Origin of the sequence: Planomonospora sp. ID67723 (assembly GCF_015711605.1) — a bacterium.
GTDB lineage: Bacteria > Actinomycetota > Actinomycetes > Streptosporangiales > Streptosporangiaceae > Planomonospora_A.
This window is the reverse complement of the sequence record NZ_JABTEZ010000007.1, coordinates 43,204-69,002: the sequence shown is the minus strand read 5'-3', so window position 1 is coordinate 69,002 and position 25,799 is coordinate 43,204. Positions and strand designations below refer to the sequence as shown.

General features: G+C 71.8%; 21 protein-coding genes. 13 read left to right on the top strand and 8 right to left on the bottom strand.

The annotated features are described in order from the left end of the window. Nucleotides 1-2 precede the first annotated feature (2 nt). The 3 genes from fliQ to HS041_RS36955 are packed head-to-tail and all read left to right on the top strand — an operon-like array spanning nucleotide 3 to nucleotide 2,133. Nucleotides 3-278 carry a flagellar biosynthesis protein FliQ gene (fliQ, locus tag HS041_RS36965; protein ID WP_196445576.1) on the top strand — a complete coding sequence of 92 codons (276 nt, stop codon included), beginning with the start codon at nucleotides 3-5 and terminating at the stop codon, nucleotides 276-278. 5 nt (nucleotides 279-283) lie between these two features. Next, nucleotides 284-1,048: a flagellar biosynthetic protein FliR gene (locus tag HS041_RS36960; RefSeq protein WP_196445575.1), complete on the top strand. Its 765-nt coding sequence runs from the start codon at nucleotides 284-286 to the stop codon at nucleotides 1,046-1,048. After that, complete coding sequence (locus HS041_RS36955) at nucleotides 1,045-2,133, top strand: EscU/YscU/HrcU family type III secretion system export apparatus switch protein (RefSeq protein WP_196445574.1); 1,089 nt, start codon at nucleotides 1,045-1,047, stop codon at nucleotides 2,131-2,133. Before HS041_RS36960 ends, HS041_RS36955 begins: the two co-directional genes overlap by 4 nt. A gap of 49 nt (nucleotides 2,134-2,182) precedes the next feature. On the opposite strand, the gene HS041_RS40335 is transcribed toward HS041_RS36955, so the two are convergent. Then, the gene (locus HS041_RS40335) at nucleotides 2,183-2,857 is read right to left on the bottom strand and encodes a 3-keto-alpha-glucoside-1,2-lyase-like domain-containing protein (RefSeq protein ID WP_196445573.1); all 675 of its coding nucleotides are present in this window, start codon (nucleotides 2,855-2,857) and stop codon (nucleotides 2,183-2,185) included. Between the two features lie 430 nt (nucleotides 2,858-3,287). On the opposite strand from HS041_RS40335, the gene HS041_RS36945 reads away from it, so the two are divergent. The 4 genes from HS041_RS36945 (at nucleotide 3,288) to HS041_RS36930 (ending at nucleotide 8,495) form a co-directional block, all read left to right on the top strand. Beyond that, nucleotides 3,288-3,620 (top strand): hypothetical protein, encoded by a 333-nt coding sequence (locus tag HS041_RS36945; RefSeq protein WP_196445572.1) that lies wholly within the window; start codon nucleotides 3,288-3,290, stop codon nucleotides 3,618-3,620. Then, a complete protein-coding gene (locus tag HS041_RS36940) occupies nucleotides 3,617-4,870 on the top strand; it encodes a glycosyltransferase family 2 protein (RefSeq protein WP_196445571.1) in 1,254 nt (417 codons plus the stop codon). The genes HS041_RS36945 and HS041_RS36940 overlap by 4 nt, the downstream gene beginning before the upstream one ends. Nucleotides 4,871-4,932: 62 nt before the next feature. Further along, a complete protein-coding gene (locus tag HS041_RS36935) occupies nucleotides 4,933-6,564 on the top strand; it encodes a DUF2334 domain-containing protein (protein ID WP_196445570.1) in 1,632 nt (543 codons plus the stop codon). Between the two features lie 329 nt (nucleotides 6,565-6,893). Beyond that, nucleotides 6,894-8,495, top strand: coding sequence for a DUF2334 domain-containing protein (locus HS041_RS36930; RefSeq protein WP_196445569.1), 1,602 nt, complete (start codon nucleotides 6,894-6,896; stop codon nucleotides 8,493-8,495). 55 nt (nucleotides 8,496-8,550) lie between these two features. Here the strand turns inward: HS041_RS36930 and HS041_RS36925 are convergent, their stop codons facing one another. After that, entirely contained in the window at nucleotides 8,551-9,192 is a 642-nt protein-coding gene (locus tag HS041_RS36925; RefSeq protein ID WP_196445568.1) for a CHAP domain-containing protein, read from the bottom strand. Nucleotides 9,193-9,587: 395 nt separating this feature from the next. Here HS041_RS36925 and HS041_RS36920 point away from each other — a divergent pair, with 395 nt between their 5' ends. Next, nucleotides 9,588-9,830, top strand: a complete 243-nt coding sequence (locus tag HS041_RS36920; RefSeq protein WP_184948066.1) for a hypothetical protein — start codon at nucleotides 9,588-9,590, stop codon at nucleotides 9,828-9,830. Nucleotides 9,831-10,317: 487 nt separating this feature from the next. Further along, nucleotides 10,318-11,406 carry a hypothetical protein gene (locus tag HS041_RS36915; protein ID WP_196445567.1) on the top strand — a complete coding sequence of 363 codons (1,089 nt, stop codon included), beginning with the start codon at nucleotides 10,318-10,320 and terminating at the stop codon, nucleotides 11,404-11,406. Nucleotides 11,407-11,480: 74 nt separating this feature from the next. Here HS041_RS36915 and HS041_RS36910 read toward each other — a convergent pair whose 3' ends face one another. Both HS041_RS36910 and HS041_RS36905 read right to left on the bottom strand, forming a co-directional pair. Next, nucleotides 11,481-11,717 (bottom strand): hypothetical protein, encoded by a 237-nt coding sequence (locus HS041_RS36910; RefSeq protein ID WP_196445566.1) that lies wholly within the window; start codon nucleotides 11,715-11,717, stop codon nucleotides 11,481-11,483. 175 nt (nucleotides 11,718-11,892) lie between these two features. Then, complete coding sequence (locus HS041_RS36905; RefSeq protein ID WP_196445565.1) at nucleotides 11,893-13,476, bottom strand: S8 family peptidase; 1,584 nt, start codon at nucleotides 13,474-13,476, stop codon at nucleotides 11,893-11,895. A 299-nt stretch (nucleotides 13,477-13,775) separates the two neighbouring features. Here HS041_RS36905 and HS041_RS36900 point away from each other — a divergent pair, with 299 nt between their 5' ends. The 4 genes from HS041_RS36900 to HS041_RS36885 all read left to right on the top strand — a co-directional run bounded on the left by HS041_RS36900 (nucleotide 13,776) and on the right by HS041_RS36885 (nucleotide 19,896). Further along, nucleotides 13,776-16,088, top strand: coding sequence for a chemotaxis protein CheW (locus HS041_RS36900; protein ID WP_196445564.1), 2,313 nt, complete (start codon nucleotides 13,776-13,778; stop codon nucleotides 16,086-16,088). Nucleotides 16,089-16,090: 2 nt separating this feature from the next. Continuing rightward, nucleotides 16,091-16,567, top strand: a complete 477-nt coding sequence (locus tag HS041_RS36895; protein ID WP_196445563.1) for a chemotaxis protein CheW — start codon at nucleotides 16,091-16,093, stop codon at nucleotides 16,565-16,567. Between the two features lie 126 nt (nucleotides 16,568-16,693). Further along, nucleotides 16,694-18,196 carry a GGDEF domain-containing protein gene (locus tag HS041_RS36890; RefSeq protein ID WP_196445562.1) on the top strand — a complete coding sequence of 501 codons (1,503 nt, stop codon included), beginning with the start codon at nucleotides 16,694-16,696 and terminating at the stop codon, nucleotides 18,194-18,196. Between the two features lie 128 nt (nucleotides 18,197-18,324). After that, nucleotides 18,325-19,896, top strand: coding sequence for a methyl-accepting chemotaxis protein (locus HS041_RS36885; RefSeq protein WP_196445561.1), 1,572 nt, complete (start codon nucleotides 18,325-18,327; stop codon nucleotides 19,894-19,896). 277 nt (nucleotides 19,897-20,173) lie between these two features. On the opposite strand, the gene HS041_RS36880 is transcribed toward HS041_RS36885, so the two are convergent. Genes HS041_RS36880 through HS041_RS36865 form a run of 4 tightly spaced genes read right to left on the bottom strand, consistent with a single transcriptional unit; the run spans nucleotide 20,174 to nucleotide 25,799 of the window. Next, on the bottom strand, nucleotides 20,174-21,097 hold the full coding sequence (locus HS041_RS36880; protein ID WP_196445560.1) for a type II secretion system F family protein: 924 nt from the start codon (nucleotides 21,095-21,097) through the stop codon (nucleotides 20,174-20,176). Between the two features lie 4 nt (nucleotides 21,098-21,101). Then, complete coding sequence (locus HS041_RS36875) at nucleotides 21,102-23,180, bottom strand: type II secretion system F family protein (RefSeq protein ID WP_196445559.1); 2,079 nt, start codon at nucleotides 23,178-23,180, stop codon at nucleotides 21,102-21,104. Nucleotides 23,181-23,185: 5 nt separating this feature from the next. Next, the gene (locus HS041_RS36870; RefSeq protein WP_307845637.1) at nucleotides 23,186-24,574 is read right to left on the bottom strand and encodes a TadA family conjugal transfer-associated ATPase; all 1,389 of its coding nucleotides are present in this window, start codon (nucleotides 24,572-24,574) and stop codon (nucleotides 23,186-23,188) included. A 4-nt stretch (nucleotides 24,575-24,578) separates the two neighbouring features. Continuing rightward, nucleotides 24,579-25,799 carry a CpaE/TadZ family protein gene (locus HS041_RS36865; protein WP_196445558.1) on the bottom strand — a complete coding sequence of 407 codons (1,221 nt, stop codon included), beginning with the start codon at nucleotides 25,797-25,799 and terminating at the stop codon, nucleotides 24,579-24,581.

The following is a 25,799-nucleotide window of genomic DNA, read 5'->3' as shown; positions in this document are numbered from 1 at the left end:
CCGTGACCGACACCCAGGTGCTGCACATCGGCACGCAGGCGATGGTGCTCGCCACCAAGCTCGGCGCCCCCATCCTGATCACCGCCCTGCTCATCGGCTTCGTGATCTCCCTGTTCCAGTCGGTGACCCAGATCCAGGAAGTCACCCTCTCCTTCGTGCCCAAGGCGGCCGGAGTGGCCGTGGCGCTGATGTTCAGCGGCAACTGGATGCTGCACGAGCTGATGTCCTTCACCACCAACCTGTTCGACCAGGTACCCCAGCTCATCCACGGCGGCTGAGGCCCATGACGGGACTGGTCTCCGCGCCCACCCTGGCCGCCCTGCTGCTGGGCTCGCTCCGGGCCGCCGCCTGGCTTCTGATGAGCCCGCCGTTCAACTCCAAGGCCATCCCAGGAGCGGTCAAGGCCCTGCTGGCCCTCGCGATCGCCCTGCCCTCGGCCCCGCAGCTGGCCACGCAGCTCCCCGAGATCACCGCCGTCACCATGCTGGTCGGCTCGGTCGAGCAGGTCGTCGCCGGCGTCGCCCTCGGCTTCCTCACCTCGCTGGTGTTCGCCGCCGTCCAGGCCGCAGGCGACCTGCTCGACATCTTCGGCGGTTTCTCCCTGGCCACCGCCTTCGACCCCCTGTCGATGGCGGCCAGCTCGGTGTTCGGCAAGTTCTACAACCTGCTGTGCACCACGCTGCTGATGGTCAGCGGCGGCTACCAGTTCGTCCTGCTCGGTTTCACCCAGACCTACAAGGCCCTGCCGCTGGGCGGCACGCTGTCGCTGGAGACCCTCAGCAACCTGATCACCGGGGGCCTGGCCGACCTGTTCGTCGCCGCCCTGCAGATCGCCGGCCCGCTCATCGCGGTGCTGTTCTGCGCCGACCTGGCGCTCGGCCTGCTCAGCAAGGCCGCTCCCGCCCTCAACGCCTTCTCCCTCGGATTCCCCGTGAAGATCTTCCTCACCCTCAGCCTGGCAGGCATCGCCATCGCGGTGCTGCCCGGCGTCATCGACGGCCTGACCGACCAGGCCGTCCGCCTGATGATGGGCCTGGCGGGCGCATGAGCGGCGGAGGCGGCGGCGGGGAGAAGACCGAAGAGCCCACAGCCAAGAAGAAGAAGGACGCCCAGAAACAGGGGCAGGTCGCCCAGACCCCTGATTTCGGGGCGTGGGGCTCGATGCTGGCGGCCGGGATCATCCTGCCGATGGTCCTGGAGAACGCCGTGGGCGCCGCGCAGCGTCTCATGCTCCAGCTCGGCGAGATCGTCCGGGACCCCGACCCGAGGATGGCGCTCGACCTGCTCATCACCGGTCTGAAGGACGGCCTGCTGGCGATCGCGCCCATCGCCGCCGCCACCGTGGTGGTCACCCTGCTCGCCGCCGGCGGCCAGACCGGCCTGAAGCCGGCCTCCAAGCTGTTCAAGCCGCAGTTCAAGAAGCTCAACCCGTTCTCCGGCCTGAAGCGCATGTTCGGCCCGCAGGCGCTGTGGGAGAGCGCCAAGGCGCTGATGAAGACCGCGGCGCTGACCGGCGTCGCCTACATGGCCATCCGCGACCTCATCCCGGTCCTCATGGCCTCCGGCTCCCTGCCCCTGGGCGTGCTGCTGTCGACCGTCGGCGACGCGATCCTGTCGCTGCTGCGCTTCGCCGGCGCCGCCGGAGTCGCGCTGGCCGCCGCCGACTACGCGATGGCGCGCCGCCGTATCGGCAAGCAGCTCAAGATGACCAAGCAGGAGGTCAAGGAGGAGTACAAGCGCTCCGAGGGCGACCCGCACGTCAAGGGCCAGATCCGCGCCCGCCAGCAGGCGATGAGCCGCAACCGCATGATGGCCGACGTCCCCAAGGCCGACGTGGTCCTGGTCAACCCCACCCACGTCGCGGTCGCGCTGCGCTACGACCCCGAGAAGGGCGCCCCGCGCGTGATCGCCAAGGGCTCCGGCACCGTCGCCGCCAAGATCCGCGAGATCGCCTCCGAGAACCGCATCCCGATGGTGCAGGACGTCCCGCTGGCCCGCGCCATGTACAAGAGCTGCGAGGTCGGCCAGGAGATCCCCGCGGAGATGTACGGCGCGGTCGCCAAGGTGCTCGCCTTCGTCATGACCCTGAAGGCCAAGGGCTCGGCCGCCGGCTTCCACCGCCTCGCCGCCTGAGGGGAGCCCGGAACCGCCTCGACGGGTTCCCGGCGCGGGCCGTACGGAGTCAGCCGCCCAGCGGGCGGCCGTCGAGGCTGACGGCGGTGAAGTCGGCGACGGCGTCCTCGGCGTACAGGCCGACCGCACCCCGCACGTAGGGGTCCTGCCCGTCGGTGTAGTCGACCACCTGGCGGCCGTCGACCCAGGCCGTCATGCGGGCGCCGATCTGCCGTACCCGCACCTCGTACCATCGACCGGTCGGGAACGGGCCCGGGCCGGTGGCCAGGAAGCGCTGGGCACCGCGGAAGGCGGGATCGGCCTTGCCGAGCTCCCAGCCGTTGGGCTTGAGCAGCAGGTAGTAGAAATTCTGCGGGCCGGTGTAGTGCCACACCGCCCAGGCGACCTCCCAGACGTTGGGGGCGGCGCGGGTCTGGCGGAGGGTGCGCAGGCGCAGGCGCAGGTCGGGCGCGCCGGTCGTGGCCGTGGAGACGATGAGGCCGGCGTGGGTCTCCCCGGCGGCGGACGGCGGCGGGGTGTCGATCCGGATCGTCCCGCCGGGCGCGCGGCCGGTGAACCCTCCCCCGTCGAAGACCACGCGCCAGTCACCGTGGACGCTGCCCTCGGCCCAGCGCTCGCCGTCCCCGTTGCCGCTCCCCTCACTGCCGCAGGAGCCCCCGGCGGTGAGTATCACGGCGGCCAGGACGGCCAGAGCCAGCGTCTTCCGCACCCGATGAAGATCCACATTCGTAACAATAAGTGACCATCACGCTACGTAATATCTTTGACGCCGTGTTTGCCATTTTCGTGACTCAGGGTTAACGTGATGGCGAAGCCGCAGGTAGGGGCATATGCCTGCGGCCTTCACGGGTACGTGATGATCCGAGACGGCCTCAACGACGCGACGCGACGCAGCGTGCGCACGTAGAAATTCGGCCGCCTAGCCGTCTCGGGGAGCGAATGGCGAGACCGCACCCATCACCTTGTCAGGTGACATCCCGTCTTCGGATGTCCGGGTCCGTTTCGTCGTGAGGGTCCCATGCCCGCTCGCCCCGCGCTGCCGTTCCACGGCCACCCCAGCGCCATCGTCCTCCCCGGCGCCGTTTTCCTCAGCGCCGTCCTCCCCAGCGCCGCAGTCCTCCCGGCCCGCCCGGCGACGGCGGAGGGTGCCTGAGATGTACGCCAACAGCGCCCTCGCCTTCACCGGGACCGGGATGAGCGTGGCCGCCTCGACCGCCCTGCCGTCCGCCTCCGACCTGGCCCTGCCGGGCACCGCCGCCGCGGACCTGACCACCTCCGCGGTGGAGACGGCCCGCGTCATGCTCATGGTCACCGGTGCGGGGTTCGGCCTCTTCCTGCTGGCCATGGTCGCCCTGCTGGCCGCCGGAGCGGTCCTGCGCGGCGCCGCCGCCGGCCGGCGGCTCTCCTCGCGCGGAGACCGGGACGGCCGGCGCGGCCTCGCCCCCCGGGACGACCGGCACGGCCTGACCGCGCGGGTGACGCGATGAACGCCCCGGTCACGACCGCCCTGCTCTGGCTGAGCTCCGCCGTCATCGTGCTCGGCCTCGGCTACACCGCGATGATGTTCCTGCTCTCACGGGGCGTGCGCCGCCCCGCCGCACCCGCCGAGCCCGCGCCCTTCTTCGTCTTCCTCATGGCGTGCCTGGACGAGGAGAAGGTGCTCTCCGCCAGCCTGGAACGGCTGCGCTCCCTGCCCGGCGAACTCGCGGTACTGGTCGTCGACGACGCCTCCTCCGACGCCACCGCCGACATCGTCCGCGCCGCAGCGGCCGAGGACGACCGGATCTGGCTGCTCCAGCGCACCCTGCCCAACGCCCGCCGCGGCAAGGGGGCGGCGCTCAACGCGGGCCTGGCCCACCTGACCACCTCCGGACTGCTGGCCGGACGCGACCCCGCGCAGGTCGTCGTCTGCGTGCTCGACGCCGACGGCCGCCTGGACGCCGACGCCCTGGACGAGGTCGCGCCGTACTTCGCCGACCCCGCCACCGGCGGCGTCCAGATCGGCGTGCGCATGTACAACCGGCACGCCGGACTGCTGGCGCGGATGCAGGACATGGAATTCGTCGTCTACACCGACGTCTTCCAGAACGGCCGCCGCCACCTGGGCAGCGTCGGCCTGGGCGGCAACGGCCAGTTCATGCGCCTGAGCGCCCTGGCCGACCTCGGCGCCGACCCGTGGAGCGACTGCCTGACCGAGGACCTCGACCTGGGCGTGCGGCTGCTCGCCGCCGGCTGGCGCAACCGGTTCTGCCACACCACCGCCGTCCACCAGCAGGCCGTCCTGTCGCCCAAGCGGCTGGTACGGCAGCGCTCGCGCTGGTTCCAGGGGCACCTGCAGGCGGGCAGGCTGCTGCCGCTCGTCATCCGCCGCGCCCCGGCTAAGGCCGTACCGGACCTGGTCTACCACCTGATGAGCCCCTGGTTCCTGCTGCTCACCTCGGTGATGCCGCTGGCCTTCGCCGCCTCGGGCCTGGCGCTGGTCGCGGCCTCGCTGCAGGCGGGGCACAGCGTGGTCTCGCCCGGCATGTTCGCCCTCTGGTACGGCCTGTCCTTCGGCGTCGCCCTGGTCTACGGCTACGTCTACTGGCGGCGCGACCGCGAGCTGGGCCTGCTGCGCTCGCTGCTGATGGGGCACCTGTTCGTGCTCTACGGCTACCAGTGGTTCGCCGCGGGCTGGTGGGCGGTCGGACGCGCCGTCTCCGGCCGTCAGACCTGGCTCAAGACCGCCCGCACCTGACCCTTCTCCCTGTGGACACCACTCCGTACAGGTCCCGGACCGGCCCCGGACAAGGAAAGCCCATGCCCCTCTCCACCCGCTCCCCGTGGCGACGCCGTACGGCGACCCTGACGGCGTTGGCGTTCCTGGCCGCCGGCGCGTTCCTCGCCGCCGGCCTGCTGTGGCCGCAGCCTCCCGCCGCCGCGGGACCGCAGCCCCCGGTCGGGACCGTGAGCGCCGCGGCACCCGTCTTCAAGGGGGGTCTGGCGGGCACCGGCCGCTCCACGCTCGTGCTGTACGACACGACCGGCCGGTGGCCTCAGGCCGGCGAGCTGTACGCCACCCAGGCGGTCAACCTCACCGGGCACTTCGGCACGTTCACCGCGATGCCGGTCTCGGCCTACACCGCCGGTGCGATGAAGGGCTTCACCGCGGTCGTCTACGTGGGCTCCACCTATGACGAGCCGCTGCCGCAGGCGTTCCTGGCCGACGTGCGCACCGCCGACCGCCCGGTGATCTGGCTGAACCACAACATCTGGCAGCTCACCTCCTCCACCCCCGACTTCGCCGCCGCATACGGCTGGATGCCGTCCCAGCTGGAGCGCGGAGCCATCGGGCAGGTGCTCTACAAGGGCCGCACGCTCACCCGGGACACCGGCAACGAGGCGGGCCTGATGGGCTACGCCGCCGTCGACGGGAGCAAGGCCAAGGTGCTGGCCAGCGCCGTACGCGCCAACGGCACGCAGCTTCCCTGGGCGATCCGCTCGAAGAACCTGACCTACGTCGGCGAGATCCCCTTCGCCTACACCTCGGCCTCCGACCGCTACCTGGTCTTCGCCGACCTGCTGTTCGACGCGCTGGCCCCGCAGACCCCCGAGCGGCACCGCGCCATGGTCCGCCTGGAGGACATCGGCCCCGCCGCCGACCCCGCCGGCCTGATGGAGATCGCCACCGAGCTGGCCCGCCGGAAGATCCCCTACTCCTTCGGCGTCTACCCGCTCCACAGGGAGCCCGAGAAGGGCGTCGAGATCCGGCTGCGGGACCGGCCCGCGGTGGTCGAGGCTCTCAGGTACATGCTGGCCAACGGCGGCACGATGATCATGCACGGGTACACCCACCAGTACGCCGACAAGCCCAACCCCTACAACGGGGCCAGCGGCGACGACTTCGAGTTCTACGCCGCCCACGTCGACGACAAGGACTACGTCGTCTACGACGGGCCCGTCGCCGGCGACTCCGCCGACTGGGCGCGGGGCCGGATCGACGCCTCGGCCGCGGAGTTCAGGGCGGCGGGCTTGCCCGTGCCGACGATCTTCGAGTTCCCGCACTACGCCGCCTCGGCGGAGGACTACAAGGCGGCCAGGTCGCGCTTCGGCACGCGCTACGAGCGCAGCCTCTACTTCGCCGGGACGCTCTCCGGTACGGCGCCGCGCTACGACCATATGGCCGGGCAGTTCTTCCCCTACACCGTCACCGACGTCTACGGCTCGACGGTGCTGCCGGAGAACATCGGCAACCTGATCCCGAAGGGCTACAACAACCACCCGTCAGTGCTCCCGGCCGACCTGGTCAAGGCGGCCGAGGCCAACCTCGTCGTCCGCGACGGCGTCGCCAGCTTCTTCTACCACCCCTACCTCGGCACCGAGCGGCTCGGCGAGACCATCGACGGGATCGAGCGGCTGGGCTACACCTTCGCGGCCCCCGGCTCCCTCTGACCTCCCGACCGGTCCGGGAACGAGGGAGTCCCGGACCGGTCGCGTACCCCTCCGGATCACACTGGGTAAAGGTTTTCCGAGTGGTTTGCCCGTTTGATGACCCAGGGTTACCCTGAAGGCGAACCCGCAGGTAGGGGCATATACCGCGGTAGTTCATCGGGGATGCGATGATCCGAGACGGCCTCAACGACGCGACGCGGTACCGCTCGCGCACGTAGGAATTCGGCCGCCTAGCCGTCTCGGGGAGCCAATGGCGAGACCGAACCCACACCCTGTCATGCGACGTCCTGACCGGCGTCGGTTCGCTTCGTTGTGGGGGTCTTTCTCCTATGCCCGTTTCCCGCTGGCGCAGGGCCGTCCTGTCGGCGCTGACGGCGTTGCTCTCGGCCACGCTGCTTTTCACCACCGGCTTCGCGCCGCAGGCCGCCGCGTCCGCGACCGCGTCCGCGGCCGCCCCGTTCAAGGGGGGTCTGGCGGGCACCGGCCGCTCCACGCTCGTGCTGTACGACACGACCGGCCAGTGGGGCTGGCTCGGCGAGCTGTACGCCACCCAGACCGCGAACCTCACCGGGCACTTCGGCACGTTCACCGCGATGCCGGTCTCGGCCTACACCGCCGGTGCGATGAAGGGCTTCACCGCGGTCGTCTACGTGGGCTCCACCTATGACGAGCCGCTGCCGCAGGCGTTCCTGGCCGACGTGCGCACCGCCGACCGCCCGGTGATCTGGCTGAACCACAACATCTGGCAGCTCACCTCCTCCACCCCCGACTTCGCCGCCGCATACGGCTGGATGTGGTCGCAGTTCGACTTCACCACCGTCGAAGGCGTGGTCTACAAGGACCGGGAGCTGTCGCGCGACGCCGTCAACGCCTCCGGGGTGATGGACTACGCCACCGTCGACGAGAGCAAGGCCAAGGTGCTGGCCAGCGCCGTACGCGCCAACGGCACGCAGCTTCCCTGGGCGATCCGCTCGAAGAACCTGACCTACGTCGGCGAGATCCCCTTCGCCTACACCTCGGCCTCCGACCGCTACCTGGTCTTCGCCGACCTGCTGTTCGACGCGCTGGCCCCGCAGACCCCCGAGCGGCACCGCGCCATGGTCCGCCTGGAGGACATCGGCCCGAACTCCGACCCGGTCGAGCTGATGAACGTCGCCAAGCTGCTGGTCGCCAAGAAGGTGCCCTTCTCCTTCGGCGTCTTCCCCGTGCACAAGCAGCCCGGCACGACCGTCCGGCTCCGCCAGCGGCCCGCGGTGGTCAAGGCCATCAAGTACATGCTGGCCAACGGCGGCACGATGATCATGCACGGGTACACCCACCAGTACACCGACAAGCCCAACCCCTACAACGGCACCAGCGGCGACGACTTCGAGTTCTACACCGCCCACGTCGACGACAGGAACTACGTCGTCTACGACGGGCCCGTCGCCGGCGACTCCACCATCTGGGCGGCGGGCCGGATGGTGGCCTCGGCCGCGGAGTTCCGCCTCGCGGGCCTGCCCGTGCCGACGATCTTCGAGTTCCCGCACTACGCCGCCTCGGCCGCGGACTACAAGGCGGTCAGGAACCTGGGCTTCAAGGCCCGCTACGAGCGCAGCCTCTACTTCGCCGGGACGCTCTCCGGTACGGCGCCGCGCTACGACCACATGGCCGGGCAGTTCTTCCCCTACACCGTCACCGACGTCTACGGCTCGACGGTGCTGCCGGAGAACATCGGCAACATCGAGCCCGAGGCGTTCAACAACCACCCCGTGGTGTTGCCGGACACCCTGGTCAAGGCGGCCGAGGCCAACCTCGTCGTCCGCGACGGCGTCGCCAGCTTCTTCTACCACCCCTACCTCGGCACCAAGTGGCTCGAGGAGACCGTCGACGGCATCAAGGGCCTGGGCTACACCTTCGTGTCGCCCGCCTCGATGCTGCGCAACCGCTAGACCCGGATGCGAAAGAGGGGCGCGGCCCGTAGGCCGCGCCCCTCTTTCCCATATGTCAGGCGGTGTACTGCGGGTAGCCGTACCCGGTGACCTGCGACTTCGGCCGGACGCGCTGCTCGACGTTGCCGTTGCCGGTGTTGCCCTCGATCGTGGTGATCGTGCCGTCGCCGTTGTCCTTCTTCACGAAGCCGACGTGGTCGATCCCGGAGGTGTCCTTGCCGCCGTCCCAGTCGAAGAAGACGACCGCGCCCGGCTTGGCCTCGGCGCCCCAGCGCTTGTTGGCCTTGAACCAGTCGGCGTGGGCCACGGTGTAGGCGTCCCAGCCGACGGTGGGCCGCAGGCCGGTCTGCTCGCCGACCCAGGAGACGAACATGTCGCACCAGGGGGCGTTGGCGTAGGACTTCACGCTGCCGCCGTCGCGGGCGATGGTCTCCTTGACGCGGGGGGAGTCCATGTACCAGGCGTGGAACTTGGTGCCGCCGCCGGCGCCGTTCTCCTTCACGCCGACCTGCTCCTCGGCCACCTTCAGCAGCTGCGCGGCGCTGACCTTCGGCATCTGCTTCTCCGCGGCGGACGGCGCGGGAGCGGCTTCGGCGTGGGCGGCGCCCCCGGCGGCCAGGGTCGCGGCGGTGGCGGCGGCCAGGCCCAGGGTGGCGGTGAGGAGGCGGGCGCGGGTGGTGAAGGAGGCGAAAGTCATAAAGGCAGATCCTTTGTGCGGCGGCAGGATGTCCTTGGCCAGAGGGGTGAAACCGGGGGTGGTGGCCCTGAAAGCCCTGCTGTAGCGGCCTTCGACATCCATTAAGCCGTCCGGGCGTAGCGGGAGAAGTGCACGAAAGGTGCCGTACGGTTGCCGCCGTCAGGAAACCCTCATGTCCGGCCGGAACACCATGCCGAGGCCCTTGCCGCAAGGGCGGAGCGACTGCCGGAAGGCCCCGGGAAACCACCGCCGGAGGCGGTGGGGAGGCACGGGGCAGGAGCGGCCCGGACCCCTGACCAGGGGCGTGCCACGAAGAGTGATCGTTCGGATATTTTCCGCGACTCGCCGACGGCGCTACTGGATCGCAGATTCGCCAATTCGATATAACGGCTGTCATGAGTGGTAGCAAGCGCGGACCTGACCCCAAGTGGGGGCCGGTGAAGCAGCACCCGCTGCGGGTGCCCGTTGAGCTTCTCGGCGACATCAAGACATTCGCCCGGCAGCGCGGATGCTCGGTGAACGAGTACATCGTCACGGTGCTGGCACGTGAGCACGACTTCGTTCTGGCCCCGCCGCCGCGCCCCGCGGAGCAGGACCAGCTCCCGCTCATCGAAGGACGTCAGGGGGCGGCTGCGTGAACAACGCGATTCGCCCGCGAAAGGGGACGCCGAGACGTTAACCTGAACCGCCGCCGACGGGCGGCTCCATAAATGCGGAAGCCCCCGCGCTGATTGGCCTCAGAAACCGATGCGCGAGGGACTCCGACCAGAACGAGTAACTCGAAGTTCCGACCCGGGCAGTCAACCAGGCACTAGCCGTTGCCGGCTGGTACCTGTCAGACCGCCGAGGTGTTACCGGTTCGACATCCACCGGGTGTTACCCAACATCCATCGGGCGTTACCGGTTCAACGTCTACCGGGCGTTAGTTACCGGCTCAACATCTACCGGCGACAGTCGGACCTTTTGTATGCCGAGTTACAAGCTCAACATCTGGAGACCACCATAGACGACCGGTCCCCGGGTCGGCTACTCACACGCGAAAATCACTCCTTCCGCGTGTCCCGACCCGTCACACGTAATATCGGGTTCCGTCCCGCTAAGCCTGGTTTCAGTAAAGCCCGCCCCATGGGGAGCCTTAATGAGGTAATTCCCGAGCGCCTCGCCGCAGCGTCCTCTCCGGTGCTCTGGCTGCGGGCCGTCGAGCTGATCCCCGACGCCGAGCGCCGCCGCGCCGACTGGCGCCGCAACCTGCTGAAGGTCGCCTGGGTGCTGGTCACCTGCGTCGGCCCCGACATGGTCACCGCGCCGCACCGGGGCGCCACGTGGGAGCTGCTCGCGGCCAGGGCCGGGGTCTCCCGCAGGACCTTCGCCGACCGGCTGCGCTGGCTGCGGGAACACGGCCTGCTGCTCACGCTCGTCACCGGCTCGACCCCGAGGCTCCGCGCGAGCTGCTGGGGAGGGCGGGTCGACGACGGCCTGGGCAACCTCGCCGCCGAGTACCTCCTCACCGTCCCCCGCCCGATGCTGGACTCGATGGACGTCGAGGAGCTCGACCGGCTGGATCTCCCCGCCCGGGCCCCAGCCCCGGCGGAAGATCACTGGCAAGATGTGCCCTGGCCTGTGGAAACACTTCCTGTGGAAGTAAGTCGCACTCCAATGGGTTTCATGGTTCCCGTAGAGAAAGAAGATCCGGTCCCCGTACGCGCGCGCGAGACTCCGTCTCCCACGAAACCGGAGCGGACCTGGTCAAGCACCGTAACGCCGGGCAATAAGGACGAAATGCTCCAAGCGTGCGAACGGCTGCGCACCGACGACCTGCTTCTCCGGAAACTGTCCGCCAGGCACCTGCGGTCGTTGCTACGGTTGCTGTTCGCGGCCGGCGCCACGGTGAGCGACATCAAGCACCTGCTCCACTTCCGGCCGGACGGCACCTTCTGGGCGGTCGGCCTGCCCCGCCGACCGGGACCCTGGATCCGCTGGCGCCTGGGAGCGTGGATGGACTACGAGACCGGGGCGCTCAGAGCGCCGCTGCCGTCGCAGCGGCAGGCGGAGGCGAACCGGCGGAGGCTGCGCGAGCAGGCGGAGCTGGCCGACCGGACGGCTCGGCTGCGGGCCGGCCGTGGCGCCCCCGATCCGGCGGCCATGACCGAGCTGCGCGCCCGGCTGGAGGCCGTACGCGAGCGGGCTAGACGGCCCAGGTACGGGGCCGCGTGAAGGCGGCGGACCTCGTCTGACGAGTTGTGCGATCCATGCTTCTTTACAATGTAAAGGAGATGGGATCGGACAACTCAGCCGTACAGCAGGCCGATCACCGAGCTCGCCCAGCGCATCCGCTCGCACACCAACTCCGGGTGCTCGCCGAACTCCTGCGCCAGGGCGGCGACGCAGCCGGCCTCGCCGCCGTGCTGGGCGATCGCCTGGCGGATCGCGCTCTCGGCGGCCTGGCGGTCCAGCAGGACGGCGGCGGACACCGGTGCGAGGGCGAGCGCCTCGGCCCGGACAGTGTTGCTGATCTCAGTGCTCATGAACGTCGTCTCCTCCTCCGTCGGGGGTCCGGGTCAACTGCCCCCGGGACCTGCTCTTATTTGCTGTGACGTGGGTCTCGTAATCGGTGGCGGCAAAGGTGCGGGATGGTTGCACCCGGTGCCTCCGGCGGGGCATCGCCAGAGGCACCGGGCACGATCGGGGTGGTGGCGGCGGTTACGAGAACCGCACGCTCCACGAGTCGAGGTAGCCGTTGTTCCGCAGCGGCCAGAGGGTGTGGACGCGCAGCTTCCAGCCGCCGTCGAGGGCTCTGCCGGTGACCGGGACGGTGTAGACGGCGTCCAGGTCGGCGCCGCGGTCGCGCGGGTTGAGCCTGCGGAGCTGGACCGTCGCGCCGTCGGGCAGGACGAGTCCGACCATCAGGTCCGCGCGGCTGGCCCGCTTGATCGTCACGGTGACGGTGGCGGTCGAGGCGCCGCCGGACATCCCGCGCACGGTCAGGCTGCTGGTGGAGCCCTTCCACGAGCGGGAGAGCGGCAGGTCGATGTCGTTGACGAAGTGCGTCTCGGCGGGCGGCTCGGGTTCGGGGGCCGGGGGCGCCGGGACGTCCTCGGTGCCGCTGTAGGCCAGCAGGTTGGGCGAGCCGGTGCCGGCGCCGCCGACGATGCCGGGGGTGGCCTGGCCGGTCAGGGCCGCGGAGACCTGGGCCGGGGTGGCGGCGGGGTGGGCGGCCAGGTGCAGGGCGGCGACTCCGGCGACGTGCGGGGCGGCCATCGAGGTGCCGCTGATCGTCCGGGTGGCGGTGTCGCCGGTGTGCCAGGCCGAGGTGACGCCCAGGCCGGGGGCGAACAGGTCCAGGCAGCGGCCGTAGTTGGAGAAGGAGGCGCGCTTGTCGCCGGTGGCGGTCGCCCCGACGGTGAGGGCCTCGGGGACGCGGGCCGGGGAGGTGGCGCACGCGTCGGCGGCGCTGTTTCCGGCGGCGACGACGTAGGTGACGCCGGCCGCGACGGAGCGCCGGACCGCGTCGTCCAGGGCGGTGCTGATGCCGCCGCCCAGGCTCATGTTGGCCACCGCCGGGCCGGTGGCGTTCTGGGTGACCCAGTCGACGCCGGCGATCACGCCGGAGAGCGAGCCGCTGCCGTCGCAGCCCAGGACCCGGACCGGGTGCAGGTCGACGCCCTTGGCCACGCCCCACTTCTGGCCGCCGACGGTGGCGGCGACGTGGGTTCCGTGGCCGTTGCAGTCGCCGGTGCCGTAGCCGTCGCCGACGGTGTCCACGCCGCCGCTCACCCGGCCGCCGAAGTCGGTGTGGGTCGGGCGGATGCCTGTGTCGACGATGTAGACGTCGACGCCGGGGGCGGTGGTGCCGTAGGTGTACGAGCCGTCGAGGGTGCCGGCGCGCTGGTCGAGGCGGTCCAGGCCCCAGGCGGGACCGCTCTGGGTGTCGCTGGCGCGTACCCGGGCGTCCTGCTCGACGTAGGCGACGGCGGGGTCGCCGGCCAGCATGCGGGCCTGGGTCTCGGAGGCGCGGACGGTGAAGCCCTTGATGCCGCCGGTGAAGGTGCGGGCGACCTTGCCGCCGCGGCGGGAGGTCAGCGTGCCGGCCTGCCGGCGCACCGCGCTCGCGGTGGAGGTGGCGGTGGTGCCGTTCTTCAGGACGACGATGTACTGGTCGGAGATGAGCTGCCCGGTGGGTTTGCGGATGGGGCCGGGTTTGCCGGTGGTGCCCGCGTGTGCGGCGATGCTCGTTCCGCCCAGGAGCGCGAGGGTCAGCAGTCCTACCGTCGTGGCCGTCGTCACCGCGCGGGCGGATCCGTGTGGCCGACGCTTGCCGATACGGCGCATCGTCGTCCCTTCCGTGGCGCCCGGGTGGTCCCACCGCGTGCGGCGTCCTTGCCGCTGCGGGCGGCGGACGTGGGGACGGCCGTCGCGGGCTGAGCCAGAAAGCTCTGGTGTCTTCCCATCGGCATCCGGCGGGACGCCCTAAGGGAAACCAGGCAAACAGGAGGAAGACAGATAGCCGGGTTCGCGGAGTTCCTCAGGTGCCGTCGGCAGCCGCCGATGAAAGGGCTGCCTTATAAGAGAGGGAGAGGAACGTCGTGGACGAGTTGGGCGACATCATCCAGGAGTTCCTGGTTGAGAGTCACGAGAACCTGGACCAGCTGGATCGGGACTTGGTGGCTCTGGAGCAGGATCCCGGCTCCCGGGAGATGCTCTCCAGTATTTTCCGGACAATCCACACCATCAAGGGCACGAGTGGATTCCTCGCATTCCACCGCCTGGAGACGGTGACCCACGCGGGTGAATCGCTGCTGTCGCGGCTGCGCGACGGTGCCCAGCAGATGAACCCGGCCAGCGCCGACGCTCTGCTGGCCATGGTGGACACCGTGCGTACGCTGCTGGGCTCGATCGAGGAGACCGGTGGCGAGGGAGATGTCGACGTCGAGTCGGTCATCGCCCAGGTGACGGCCTGCATCGAGGACCCCTCCGCGCCCAAGGCGCAGGCGGCTCCGGCGAAGCCCGCCGCGCCCGCCGCGGCCGAGAAGACTTCCGCGCCCGCCGAGGAGGTCACGCCGGAGCCCGTCGTGGACGCCGCGCCCGAGAAGGCTTCCGCGCCGGCCATGGTCGCCGCGGCCGAGGAGCCCGCCGCGCCCGCCGCCGAGCACTCCCCCGTGACCCCGGCTCCGGCCGTGAAGGAGCCCGTGGCCGAGGAGCCCGGCCAGAACGCCAAGCGCAGCATCGCCGACAGCTCCATCCGGGTGGACGTCGACCTGCTCGACACGCTGATGCGGCTGGTCGGCGAGCTGGTGCTGACCCGCAACCAGATCGTCCGCGGCGTCAGCGAGGTCTCCGACCCGGTGCTGGCGCGCACCACCCAGCGGCTGAACCTGATCACCAGTGAGCTGCAGGAGAGCGTCATGAAGACGCGTATGCAGCCCATCGACCACATCTGGTCCAAGCTGCCGCGCGTCGTGCGCGACCTCAGCGGCTCCCTGGGCAAGCAGGTGAAGCTGGCGATGGAGGGCAAGGAGACCGAGCTCGACCGCAGCCTCCTGGAGGCCGTCAAGGACCCGCTGACGCACCTGGTGCGCAACGCGGTGGACCACGGCATCGAGACCACCGCCGAGCGCGTGGCCAAGGGCAAGACCCCGCACGGCACGCTGACCCTGCGCGCCGCGCACGAGGGCGGTCACGTCATCGTGGAGATCAAGGACGACGGTGCGGGCATCGACGTCGAGCGGGTGGCGCAGACGGCGCTGGACCGCGGCGTGGTCACCCGGGACCAGCTGGCCCGGATGGAGTCGCGCGAGATCATCGCCCTGGTCTTCCAGCCGGGCTTCTCCACCGCCAAGAAGGTCACCAACGTCTCCGGCCGCGGCGTCGGCATGGACGTGGTGAAGACCAACATCGAGCAGATCGGCGGCGCCGTCGACGTGGACTCGACCTTCGGGGTCGGTACCACGTGGCGGCTGACGATCCCGCTCACGCTGGCGATCATCCAGGCGCTCACCGTCGAGTGCGGCGCCGAGCGCTACGCCATCCCGCAGGTGGGGGTGGACGAGCTGGTCTTCGTCGACGGCCACTCGGGTCAGATGATCGAGCACGTGTCGGGTGCGCCGGTCTACCGGCTGCGCGGCAAGCTGCTGCCGCTGGTGCGCCTGGACGAGACGCTCGGGCTGCCGGTCCGCAACAGCGACCGCGACGTCTACATCGCGGTCCTGCAGGCCGACGGCCGCCGGTTCGGCCTGGTGGTCGACCGGGTCCTCAACACCGAGGAGATCGTGGTCAAGCCGCTGACCGGGCGGATGAAGGACGTCGGCGTGTACGCCGGCGCCACCATCGTCGGTGACGGCAAGGTCGCGCTGATCCTCGACATCCCGTCGCTGGCCCGCCGCTCGCACCTGGCCGCCGAGGCCGCCGAGCGCGCCCAGGTCGACCAGGTCGACGCCCGTCTCCGCGGCGGCGACATCGAGCGCCTGCTCATCGCCGGCATCGGCGAGCGCCGGGTGGCGATCCCGCTGGACATGGTCACCCGTCTGGAGGAGTTCCCGGTCGAGCGCATCGAGCGGGTGGGCAGCCGGGAGGTGGTCCAGTACCGCGATCACATCCTGCCGGTGATCCGCCTGGCCTCGCTGCTGGGCTGCTACGACGTCTCCGAGGGCGAGACGGTGCCCGCGGTGGTCTACACCGAGCGGGGCCGCAGTGTCGCCCTGGTCGTCGAGCAGATCGTCGACATCGTCGAGGACCACATCGAGTCCCGAAGCGACCTGGACGACGACGGCCTGACCGGTTCGGCCGTCATCCAGCAGCGCGTCACCGAGCTGCTGGACGTGCGGCGGGCGATCCTGGCCGCCGACCCCCGGTTCTACTCAGAAATGTCCGACTACAACGACTCGATGGTGGGAGCCTGAGAATGCCCAGCCGCCAGTACGCCACCTTCGAGGTGGCCGACCAGCTCTTCGGGGTGGACGTGGCACAGGTGCAGGAAGTCCTGCGCTTCCACGAGTACACCCGCGTCCCTCTGGCGCCGACCTCGGTCGGCGGCCTGTTCAACCTCCGCGGCCAGGTCATCGCCGCGGTGGACCTGCGGGTCCAGCTCGGCCTGCCGGGCCGGGACCTGGACGTCCCGGCGATGAACGTCATCGTCTCGGTCGACGACGAGTGGGTGAGCCTGCTCGTGGACCGGATCGGTGAGGTCATCGAGCTCGACGACGAGGCCTTCGAGCCGCCGCCGGACACGCTCGCGGGCGCCTACCGCAATCTCATCGTGGGCACGTTCAAGCTCCAGGACCGCCTGATGCTCGCTCTGGACGCCCGGCGTGCGGCCGACACGACCGTCCCGGTCCCGGTCCAGCACACCGACGAGGGACGCCTGGCGCACTCCGCCTGAGCCGTCCTCCGCCGTAAGGGGGCGGCGCACCGGTCACCGGTGTGCCGCCCTCTTCCCTTTCCCCATGCCGGGGCACTACTGGAAAAATCGCCTCATTTCCATAAGTAGTCGGCCGATCACACAGGCATGACCTATCTCCGCACCTGGTGGCTGGTGGTGGCCGCGGCGCTGGCCGGCGTCGCCGCCTCGACGACGGCCGACAGCGTGACCGGTGAGGTCGTCTACTTCGGGGCCTACGCGGCCATATGCGCCGCCGCCTGGTGGGCGGCACTGCGTCCCTCCGGGCGTCCCTCCGCGAGCCCGTCCGCCGGCGCGTCCACGCGCCGCACCGGCCGCTCCGAGCGGTGGCCGTGGCCGCTGATCGCCGTGGGCCAGACGCTCCTGCTGGTCGGCGACGCGGCGGCGGCGGCCTTCTGGTACATCTCTCCGGAGACCGATCCGACCGGCTGGATCGACGCGCCCTGGCTCGCCGGATACGCCGCGATCGGTGTCGCGATCATGATGATGGCCCGCCGGCGGGCCCAGGAGCAGCTCCGCGAGCCGCTGCTGGACATGCTGACCCTCACCTCCGCCGCGTCACTCGGCCTGTGGCGGCTCATGGTCGCCCCGGCGTTGAAGGAAACCGGTGGCCTCTACACCACCGGCATCGTGCTGGAAGCCTCCTACATGGTCGGCGACGTGCTGATCATGGCGGCGGTGCTGCTGCTGGCGCTGTCCCCAGGGGTGCGCGGCGCCTCCACCTACCTGATGATCGCGGCGGGTTCCTGCCGGATCGTGGCCGATGTCTGGCGCGTGCTGCTGCAGGACTCGAACACCGTTCTGCTGATGAACGGAGTGGTCCTGTTCGGCAACGCCCTGATGGTGATCGCCGTCATGCGCCCCGACCGGGCCGAGCTGATCCGCCCCGGCCGCCGGACCCGCACCCTGCACCCGGCTCGCATCGTCTTCCTCGGCCTGGCCCTGCTGACCGCCCCGGCCATCGCCGTGGCCGAGGGATCCGGCTCCAGCGGTGAGCGCATGGCCCTGCTCGTGGCCACCGTCGCGGCCAGCTGCTTCGTGCTGTCGCGCTTCACCGTGGCCGTGCGCCAGCAGGAACGCGCCGAGCGGCTGCTGACCTACCAGGCCTCCTACGACCCGCTGACCGGCCTGGCCAACCGGCGCACCCTCTTCACCCATCTGGAGGACTGCGCCACCGGTGACGCGCTGTTCTACCTGGACCTGGACGGGTTCAAGGCGGTCAACGACACCCACGGTCACGAGGCCGGCGACGCCCTGCTCGTCGAGATCGGCCGGCGGCTGCGCGCCGCCGTACGCGAAGAGGACCTGGTCGTACGGCTCGGCGGAGACGAGTTCGCCCTGCTGTGCCCGCAGGCGGCCTCCCACGAGGAGCTCGCCGCGCTGGCCGAGCGCCTCCTCGAGGTGGTCGCCGAGCCCGTCTCCCACAACGGTCACGAGCTGCGCGTGGGCACCAGCGTCGGCGTCGCGGTCTTCGACCAGGCCGCCACCTCCCCCGGTGACCTGGTCCGCAACGCCGACGCCGCCATGTACCAGGCCAAGCGCGGCGGCCGCGGCCGCTGGGTGCTGGCCGGCCCCACCATGGGCGGCCCCTCCCTCGCCCTGGCCGGCTGACCCCGCCGGGAGCCGTCAGCGCTCATCGGCGCCCGTGTGCCGGCCCGCACGCGGGACGGCGTTTCTCACAGGAGGACGGGCGCGGTGCCGATGAGGCTGGTATTCCGAACGGGGCCTGGAGGGCACACATGGCGGCACGGCTGGCCAATCTGAGCGTCACGCAGCGGCTGACCTCGATCGCCGCCACGGGGGCCGTGACCGTCGGCGCCGTGATGGCGATCGGCATGTGGTCGCAGAACCAGCTGGTCACCGAGGCCGGGGAACTGCGCACTCTGGAACAGGCCAAGGCGGCCCTCAACCACCTCGACACCCGGGAAGCGGAGCTGAAGGTCAACGCCTACCGGTCGGTGATCGAGGCGGACCTGAGCGACGTGCTCGAGGACATGCCCGACGACGTGGCGTCGGTGTCGGAGGCCGTGGCGCGCCTGGACGCGCTCGCGCTGCCGCCGGAGGCCCGTGCCCGCCTGGACGCCGTGCGCCCGGACATCGAGGAGTTCAGCACCTTCGTGTCGGCGTTCGTGCAGCAGGCCGGGCAGGACAAGGCCGCGGCGCGGGAGCGCGAGCCCGAGATCGCCGAGCGCAACAGCGCGGTCGACGACAAGCTCGAGGCGGTGCACGCCACCGTGGACACCGCGATCGAGGCCGCCCGCGCCGGCATGGACGACACCACCGCGAACACCCGGCTCATCTCCCTGCTGATCGGCCTGGGAGGCGTGGTGCTGCTGCTGGGGCTGTGCATCCCGCTGGGCCGTTCCATCATCCGGCCGGTGCGCCGGATCGGCGAGACTCTGGCCGCGGTGGCCCAGGGCGACCTGACCACACAGAGCGACATCGCCACCGACGACGACCTGGGCCGCATGGCTCAGGCTCTGAACCGGGCCATCGAGCACATGCGCACAGCCGTGTGCACCATCGGGGCCTCCGCCGGGGAGCTGGCCTCCGCCTCGGAGGAGCTGACCGTCACCAGTACCCAGCTCGCCGCCGGTGCCGAGGAGACCAGCGCCCTCGTGGACACGGCCTCCACCGCCGCCCAGCAGGTCTCCGGCGACGTGCGCACGGTCGCGGCCGGGTCGGAGGAGATGGGCTCGGCGATCCGCGAGATCGCCCAGAGCGCCAGTGAGGCCGCCAAGGTGGCCGCGCAGGCGGTGACGGCGGCGCAGTCGACCAACGAGATCGTGGGCAAGCTGGGGGCCTCCTCCGCGGAGATCGGCAGTGTGATCAAGACGATCACGAGCATCGCCGAGCAGACCAACCTGCTGGCGCTCAACGCCACCATCGAGGCCGCCCGCGCCGGCGACGCCGGCAAGGGCTTCGCGGTCGTGGCCGGGGAGGTCAAGGACCTGGCCCAGGAGACCGCCAAGGCCACCGAGGACATCGCCAAGCGGGTCGAGGCCATCCAGGCCGACACCGAGAGCGCGGTCGCCGCGATCGCGGAGATCAGCGACATCATCGGCAAGATCAACGACTACCAGCTCACCATCGCCAGCGCGGTGGAGGAGCAGACCGCCACCTCCAGCGAGATGAACCGGGGCGTGGCCCAGGCCGCCTCCGGCACCGACCAGATCGCCGAGACCGTCTCCGGTGTGGCCACCGCGGTCCAGCTCACCAGCGGCGGCGTCAGCCAGGCCCAGCGGGCCGCCGAGGACCTCGCCCGCATGTCGGCCGACCTGCAGGCCCTGGTCTCCGGGTTCCGGACCTGACGGCACCCGCACCGTCGCGGCCGACGCCGGCGGGCGCGGACATCGGAGAGGGCGGGAACATCCGGCGACGGCCGGTGGTTACATCTCCTCGTGGACGGTGTGCCCAGTGTCCCCGGGCCTCACCAATCTGCCTTCGCGGACTACCGTACGGCTGGAGCCGCGTTGTGCCTTTCGCCGAGAGGCGACCTGCACACCGCCCCACGCACGCCGACGGCCCCGCCGGGATCCATCCCGGCGGGGCCGTCGGCGTTCTCCGGCCCGGTGCGGCCGTCGGGCGTCAGGTTCCGAGGAGCTCCATGATGCGCAGGGCGCCGGGGCCGATGATGATGACGAACAGCGCCGGGAACAGGCAGAACAGCAGCGGGAAAAGAATCTTGATGGGGACCTTCTGGGCCGCCTCCTCGGCGCGCTGGCGGCGGCGCAGCCGCATCTCCCTGGCCTGCTCGCGCAGCACGTTGGCGATCGGGATGCCCAGCTCGCTGGCCTGCACCACCGCCGAGGCGAAACTGCGCAGCTCCATCACGGTCGTGCGCTCGGACACCGCGCGCAGCGCGTCGGTGCGGGGCTTGCCGAGCTGCATCTCGCGCAGCATCCGGGCGAACTCCCCCGCCATCGGCCCCTCGGCGTTGGCCCGCACCTGGGCCACGGCGGCGTCGAAGCCCAGCCCGGCCTCCACGCTGACGGTCAGCATGTCCAGGATGTCGGGCAGCGTCCTGGCGATCTCCTGCTGACGGCGCACACCCAGGTTGTAGACCAGCAGGTCCGGCAGGAAGAACCCGGCCCCCGCCCCCGCCGCGATGCCCAGCACCGCCGTCGCGCCGCCCAGGCCGGAGCCGTACAGCAGGCCGATGAAACCGCCCGCCAGCAGGCCCAGGCCCTTGGCCTGCATGACCCGCTCGACCGGCCACTTCGGCGGGTTCCCCGCGTAGGTGAGCGAGCGGTTCATCCGGCCGACCATCCCGGCGGGGGTGAGCCTGCGGGCGAGCCGGCCGAACCGGGCGCCCAGCGGGCGCAGCACCCGGTCGGCGAACGGCTCGGCCGGCGCCCCCGGAGCCGCCCCGCCCGCGCCGTAGACGCGCTCGACGGCCTCCAGCCGCCCGGCCGCCAGCCGGGAGGTGCGGCCCGCGGTCAGGGCCCGTACGGCGAGCACCACGGCGCCGGTCAGCGCGCCGACACCGGCCAGCATCAGCAGCAGTCCCACCGGCTCAGACCTCCACCTTGATCAACCGGCTCATCCAGAAGGACCCGACGGCCACCAGCAGCACCGCCGCGCTCAGCATCGCGATGCCCAGCGGCTCGGTGTACAGGGGGCGCACGTACTCGCCGCGGATGAGGAACATCCAGCCGCCGATGCCGATCGGCAGCGCGATCAGGACGTAGGCCGACAGCCGGCCCTCGGCGGTCAGCGCGCGCACGTGGCGGCGGAGGCGGGCGCGCTCGCGCATGGTGTCCACCGCGGTCGCCATAATCTCGGCCAGGTTGCCGCCGACCTCCCGCTGGATGCGGATCGCCATCACCAGCCAGGACAGGTCCCGGCAGGCGGTGCGCTCGGCCGCCTTCTCCAGGGCGTCCTCCAGGTCGACGCCGAGCCTGGTCTCGGCCAGAGCCTTGCCGAACTCGGTGCTGACCGGCTCGGCCGACTCCCGCACCAGGGCGGCCAGCGCCTGGCCCAGGGAGAAACCGGACCTCAGTGAGCCGACGACGAGCTGCAGCGCGTCCGGGAGCTGCTCGGCGAAGCGGCGGGCCCGGGCCGCGGCGCGGCGACGCCGGTAGAACGCGCAGCCCGCCCAGCCCAGGCCCGGCCCGAGCAGGATCCCGGCCACAGGTGACAGCAGGAGGGTGAGCAGGACGGCGCAGGCGAACGCCACTCCCAGCCGCAGCAGCGTCCACTCGTGCGGCAGCAGCCGCATCCCGGCCTGTTCCAGTTCGACGGCGATGCGCTCGTGGCGGCCCCGGGCACGCACCACCTTCTCGGTCAGCGCCAGCGCCGCGCCCGGCACGCCGAGGACCCCGCCGCCCGCGCCGCCCGCGGGCCCGCTCCCGTACGCCGCGAGGCGCTCGAGCTGGGCGAGCCGCCCGCCGTCCAGGCCGTGGTGGGGCCGGACCAGCACCGCGGCGACCATGACCAGGGCGGCCAGCAGCGCGCCGCCCCCGGCCGGGTACAGCCAGGCCGGGGGCCCGGCGACCGTGACGGCGGCCGGGGGCGCGCCGGGCCCGCCCGTGCGGGGAACGGCCGCGAAGGTCACCGTCACGGACGTGCTCGCGGTCCCGCCCGAGCCCGCGACCGGGGGGGTTCCCGTCCGCGAGGGGGTGGCCGCAGGGGCGGGTGCGGCCGTCGCGGACCCGCCCGCCCGCGCCTCGACCGTCATGCGCGCGGTCCGCCCGGCGAGCTCCGCGGGCACCTGCACGGTGACCCGCACCGGCGGGGAGAACGCCGCCGCGGCCGACAGGAACGCCCCGGCCAGCTCCCGGCCCCCGGTCGCGCGGTGGACCCGTCCCCCGCCGCCCTCGGCGATGCGCCGCAGCGCGGCGCCGTCGGTCCTCTCCCCCAGGGCCACCACGTCGACGGCGGCCCCGTCGCGGCCCAGCCGTACGACCAGCCGGTCCAGGGAGGTCTGCGAGGAGGTGTCGGCCCCGTCCGACAGCACCAGCAGCCGCCGATCGCCGTCCTCCCCCGCCAGCAGTTCCCGGCCCGCCATGACCCCGTCGTACAAGGCGGTGCTCCCCCGCGCCCGCACACCGCGCACGGCCGCGGTGAAGGCCGCCCGGTCGGCGGTGGGCGCCAGCAGGGTCTCGGCCCGCTCACCCACCCGGACCAGGCCGATCCGCACGTCGGCGGGGACCGCGCGGGCGTAGTCCAGCGCGGCGTCCTGTGCCTGGTCCAGGGGCGGGCCGGACATCGAGGCGCTGGCGTCGAAGACGATCACGACGGACCGGGCCGGGCCGTCCCCGCCCGTGCCGGGGGTCCCGGCCGGTTCGACGGTCACGGGCAGCACCGTGCCCCCGCCCGTGCCCCCGCCCGTGTCCTCGGCGCGCACGGTGACCCGCGCCGTCTCCAGGGACATGCCCGGCGGCAGGTTCCTGGCGGTCAGGTAGAACTGCGCCTGCCCAGGGGTGGTCCGTACGGCGCCGACCGCCAGCGACGGCTCGCCGTCGGCCCACGCGGCGGGTGCCGGGACGGCGCCGAGGACCGTGGCGGTGAGGACGGCGCAGGTGAGCAGGACGGCGAAGAGAGCGGAGAGGACCCGGACGGCGGGCCGTACGGGAACGGGCGGGAACCTCACCGATCTCACCAGGTGCCGCCGAAGGTGCCCGGCGGGATGGTGACGCCCGCCTTGGCGATCTCGTCGAGGAAGCGCGGCCGCAGCCCGGTCGGCACCAGCGTGCCCCGGTAGCGGCCGGTCTCGTCCATGCCCGCCCGGTAGTCGAACACGAAGATGTCCTGGAGGGTGACCACCTCGCCCTCCATGCCGGTCACCTCGGTGACGTGGGTGATCCGGCGCACACCGTCCTTCATCCGGGTGACCTGCACGATCACGTCGATGGCGGAGGCGATCTGCTCCCGGATGGCCCGCGCCGGCAGGTCCACCCCGGCCATCAGCACCATCGTCTCCAGGCGGGCCAGCGTGTCGCGCGGGGTGTTGGCGTGCACGGTGGTCAGCGAGCCGTCGTGGCCGGTGTTCATGGCCTGGAGCATGTCGAGGGCGGCGCCGTCGCGGACCTCTCCGACCACGATCCGGTCCGGGCGCATCCGCAGCGCGTTGCGGACCAGGTCGCGGATGGTGACCTCGCCCCGGCCCTCGGTGTTGGCCGGGCGCGACTCCAGGCGCAGCACGTGCTTCTGGCGGAGCTGCAGCTCCGCGGCGTCCTCGATGGTGACGATGCGGTCGCCCGAGGGCACGAAGCTCGACAGCACGTTGAGCGTGGTGGTCTTGCCCGAGCCGGTGCCGCCGCTGATCACCATGTCGAGGCGGCCGCGCACGCACGCCGAGAGCACCTCGGCCACCGGCCGGGTCAGCGTGCCGAAGGCGATCAGGTCCTCGACGGTGTAGGGGTCCTTAGAGAACTTGCGGATGGTCAGGATCGAGCCGTCCAGCGCGATGGGGCTTACCACGGCGTTGACCCGGCTGCCGTCCGGCAGCCGGGCGTCGACCATCGGGCTGGCCTCATCGACGTGGCGGCCGACCCGCGAGACGATGCGGTCGATGACGCGCCGCAGGTGGGCGTCGTCGGCGAAGCGGGTCTCGACCTCCTCGATGCGGCCGGAGCGCTCCACGAAGATCAGGTCCGGGCCGTTGACCATGATCTCGCTGACGTCGGGGTCGCGCAGCAGCGGCTCCAGCGGGCCGTGTCCGAGGATGTCGTCGGTGACCTCGTCGGCGATCCGGGCCCGGTCGGCGGCGGTCAGCGGCGTCTCCTCGGCGGCCAGCACCTCGGCGACGGTCTCGCGCACCCTCCGCCGCAGGTCGTCGTCCCCGCCCACGTCGGCGTACATCTGCGGGCCGAGCACGTCCAGCAGCGCCTGGTGCACGCGGCGGCGCACCCCGGCCAGCGGGTCGGCGGCCCGGACCGCCGCGACCGTGCCGGTCTCGGTCCCGGCCGGGCCCGGCTCCCGCTCGGCGGTGTCCTGCGGTGCGGCGCCCGCGCGCCGCCGGGCGATGCGGTCGTTGAGTCCCACCGCCTCAGCCCCTCACCCTGCGCAGCAGCCCGCGGCGCCCTCGCTCGCGGCGGGACCGCTCGGCCGGTACGGCGTGCAGGTAGCGGGACGCGATCTCGGAGATGGCCCGGCTGACCGGGTGGGCCGGGTCGTCGGCGGTCAGCGGCACCCCCCGGTTCAGCGAGAGCGGCACGTCGGCGCTGGAGGGGATGTGCGCGTGCGGCGGCACCCGCAGCACGCGCTCGACGTCCTGCGGGGTCAGCCCGACCGGCGAGCCGGAGCGGTTGAGCGTCACGATCCGCCGCTCGGCGGGGTGGCCGAGCAGTTCGAGGGTCTCCAGCGCGATGCGGGTGTTCTTCAGAGTCAGCACGTCGGGGGCGGCCAGCACCAGGAAGTGGTCGGTGACGTCCAGCGCGGCCAGCGCCGGGTCGGAGAAGTGCGGCGGCGTGTCGACGACGACGTAGTCGAACATGTCGCGCGCCAGGCGCAGCACCTCGCCGACCAGCGGGCCGCCGACCTGCTCGCCGTCGGTCGGCCGGACCGGGGCCAGCAGCGTGTCCAGGCCGGGCCGGTACGGCGTCAGCAGCGAGCGCAGCCCGGTCTCGTCGAGCCGGTCGGCCATCGCGACCGCGTCGGCGAGGCCGCGCTCGGGGGTGAGCTGCAGCGCGATCGCCACGTCGCCGAACTCCACGTCCAGGTCGACCAGGAGGACCCGGTGCCGGCCGCCGGCGGCCAGCGCCACCGCCAGATTGGTGGCGACCGTGGTCTTGCCGCAGCCGCCCTTGGTGGCCAGCACCGTGACGATCCGCCCGGGCTGCCCGCCGGGTGCCTCCCGCCCGCCGTACGGGCCGGGCGAGAGGTCCGGCGGGGCGCCGCCGTACGCCAGCCGCTGCGACAGCTCCAGCGAACGCCCGCACGCCTCCAGCACGGCCACCGGGTCATGCGGGTCGGCGACCTCCCGGATCCCGGCCCGCAACGCCTCCCGCAGCAGGTCCGCACCGGCGTCGGCGCGCAGCAGCACGACGCCGGTCGCGGGCCCGCGCAGCCGCTGCTCGGCGGCGAAGGCCGCCGCCTCGGCGGGAGCGGCTCCCGGGCCGAACACCACGAGCGGCTCGCCCGGGTTCTCGGCCAGGATCGCGGCGAGCCCGACGGGGTCCGCCGCCGTCCGGACGGCGTGCCCGGCCTGCCCGAGCAGCGCGGCGAGCTCGGCGGCCGTGACGGGCCACGGCTCGTACAAGACGGTCAA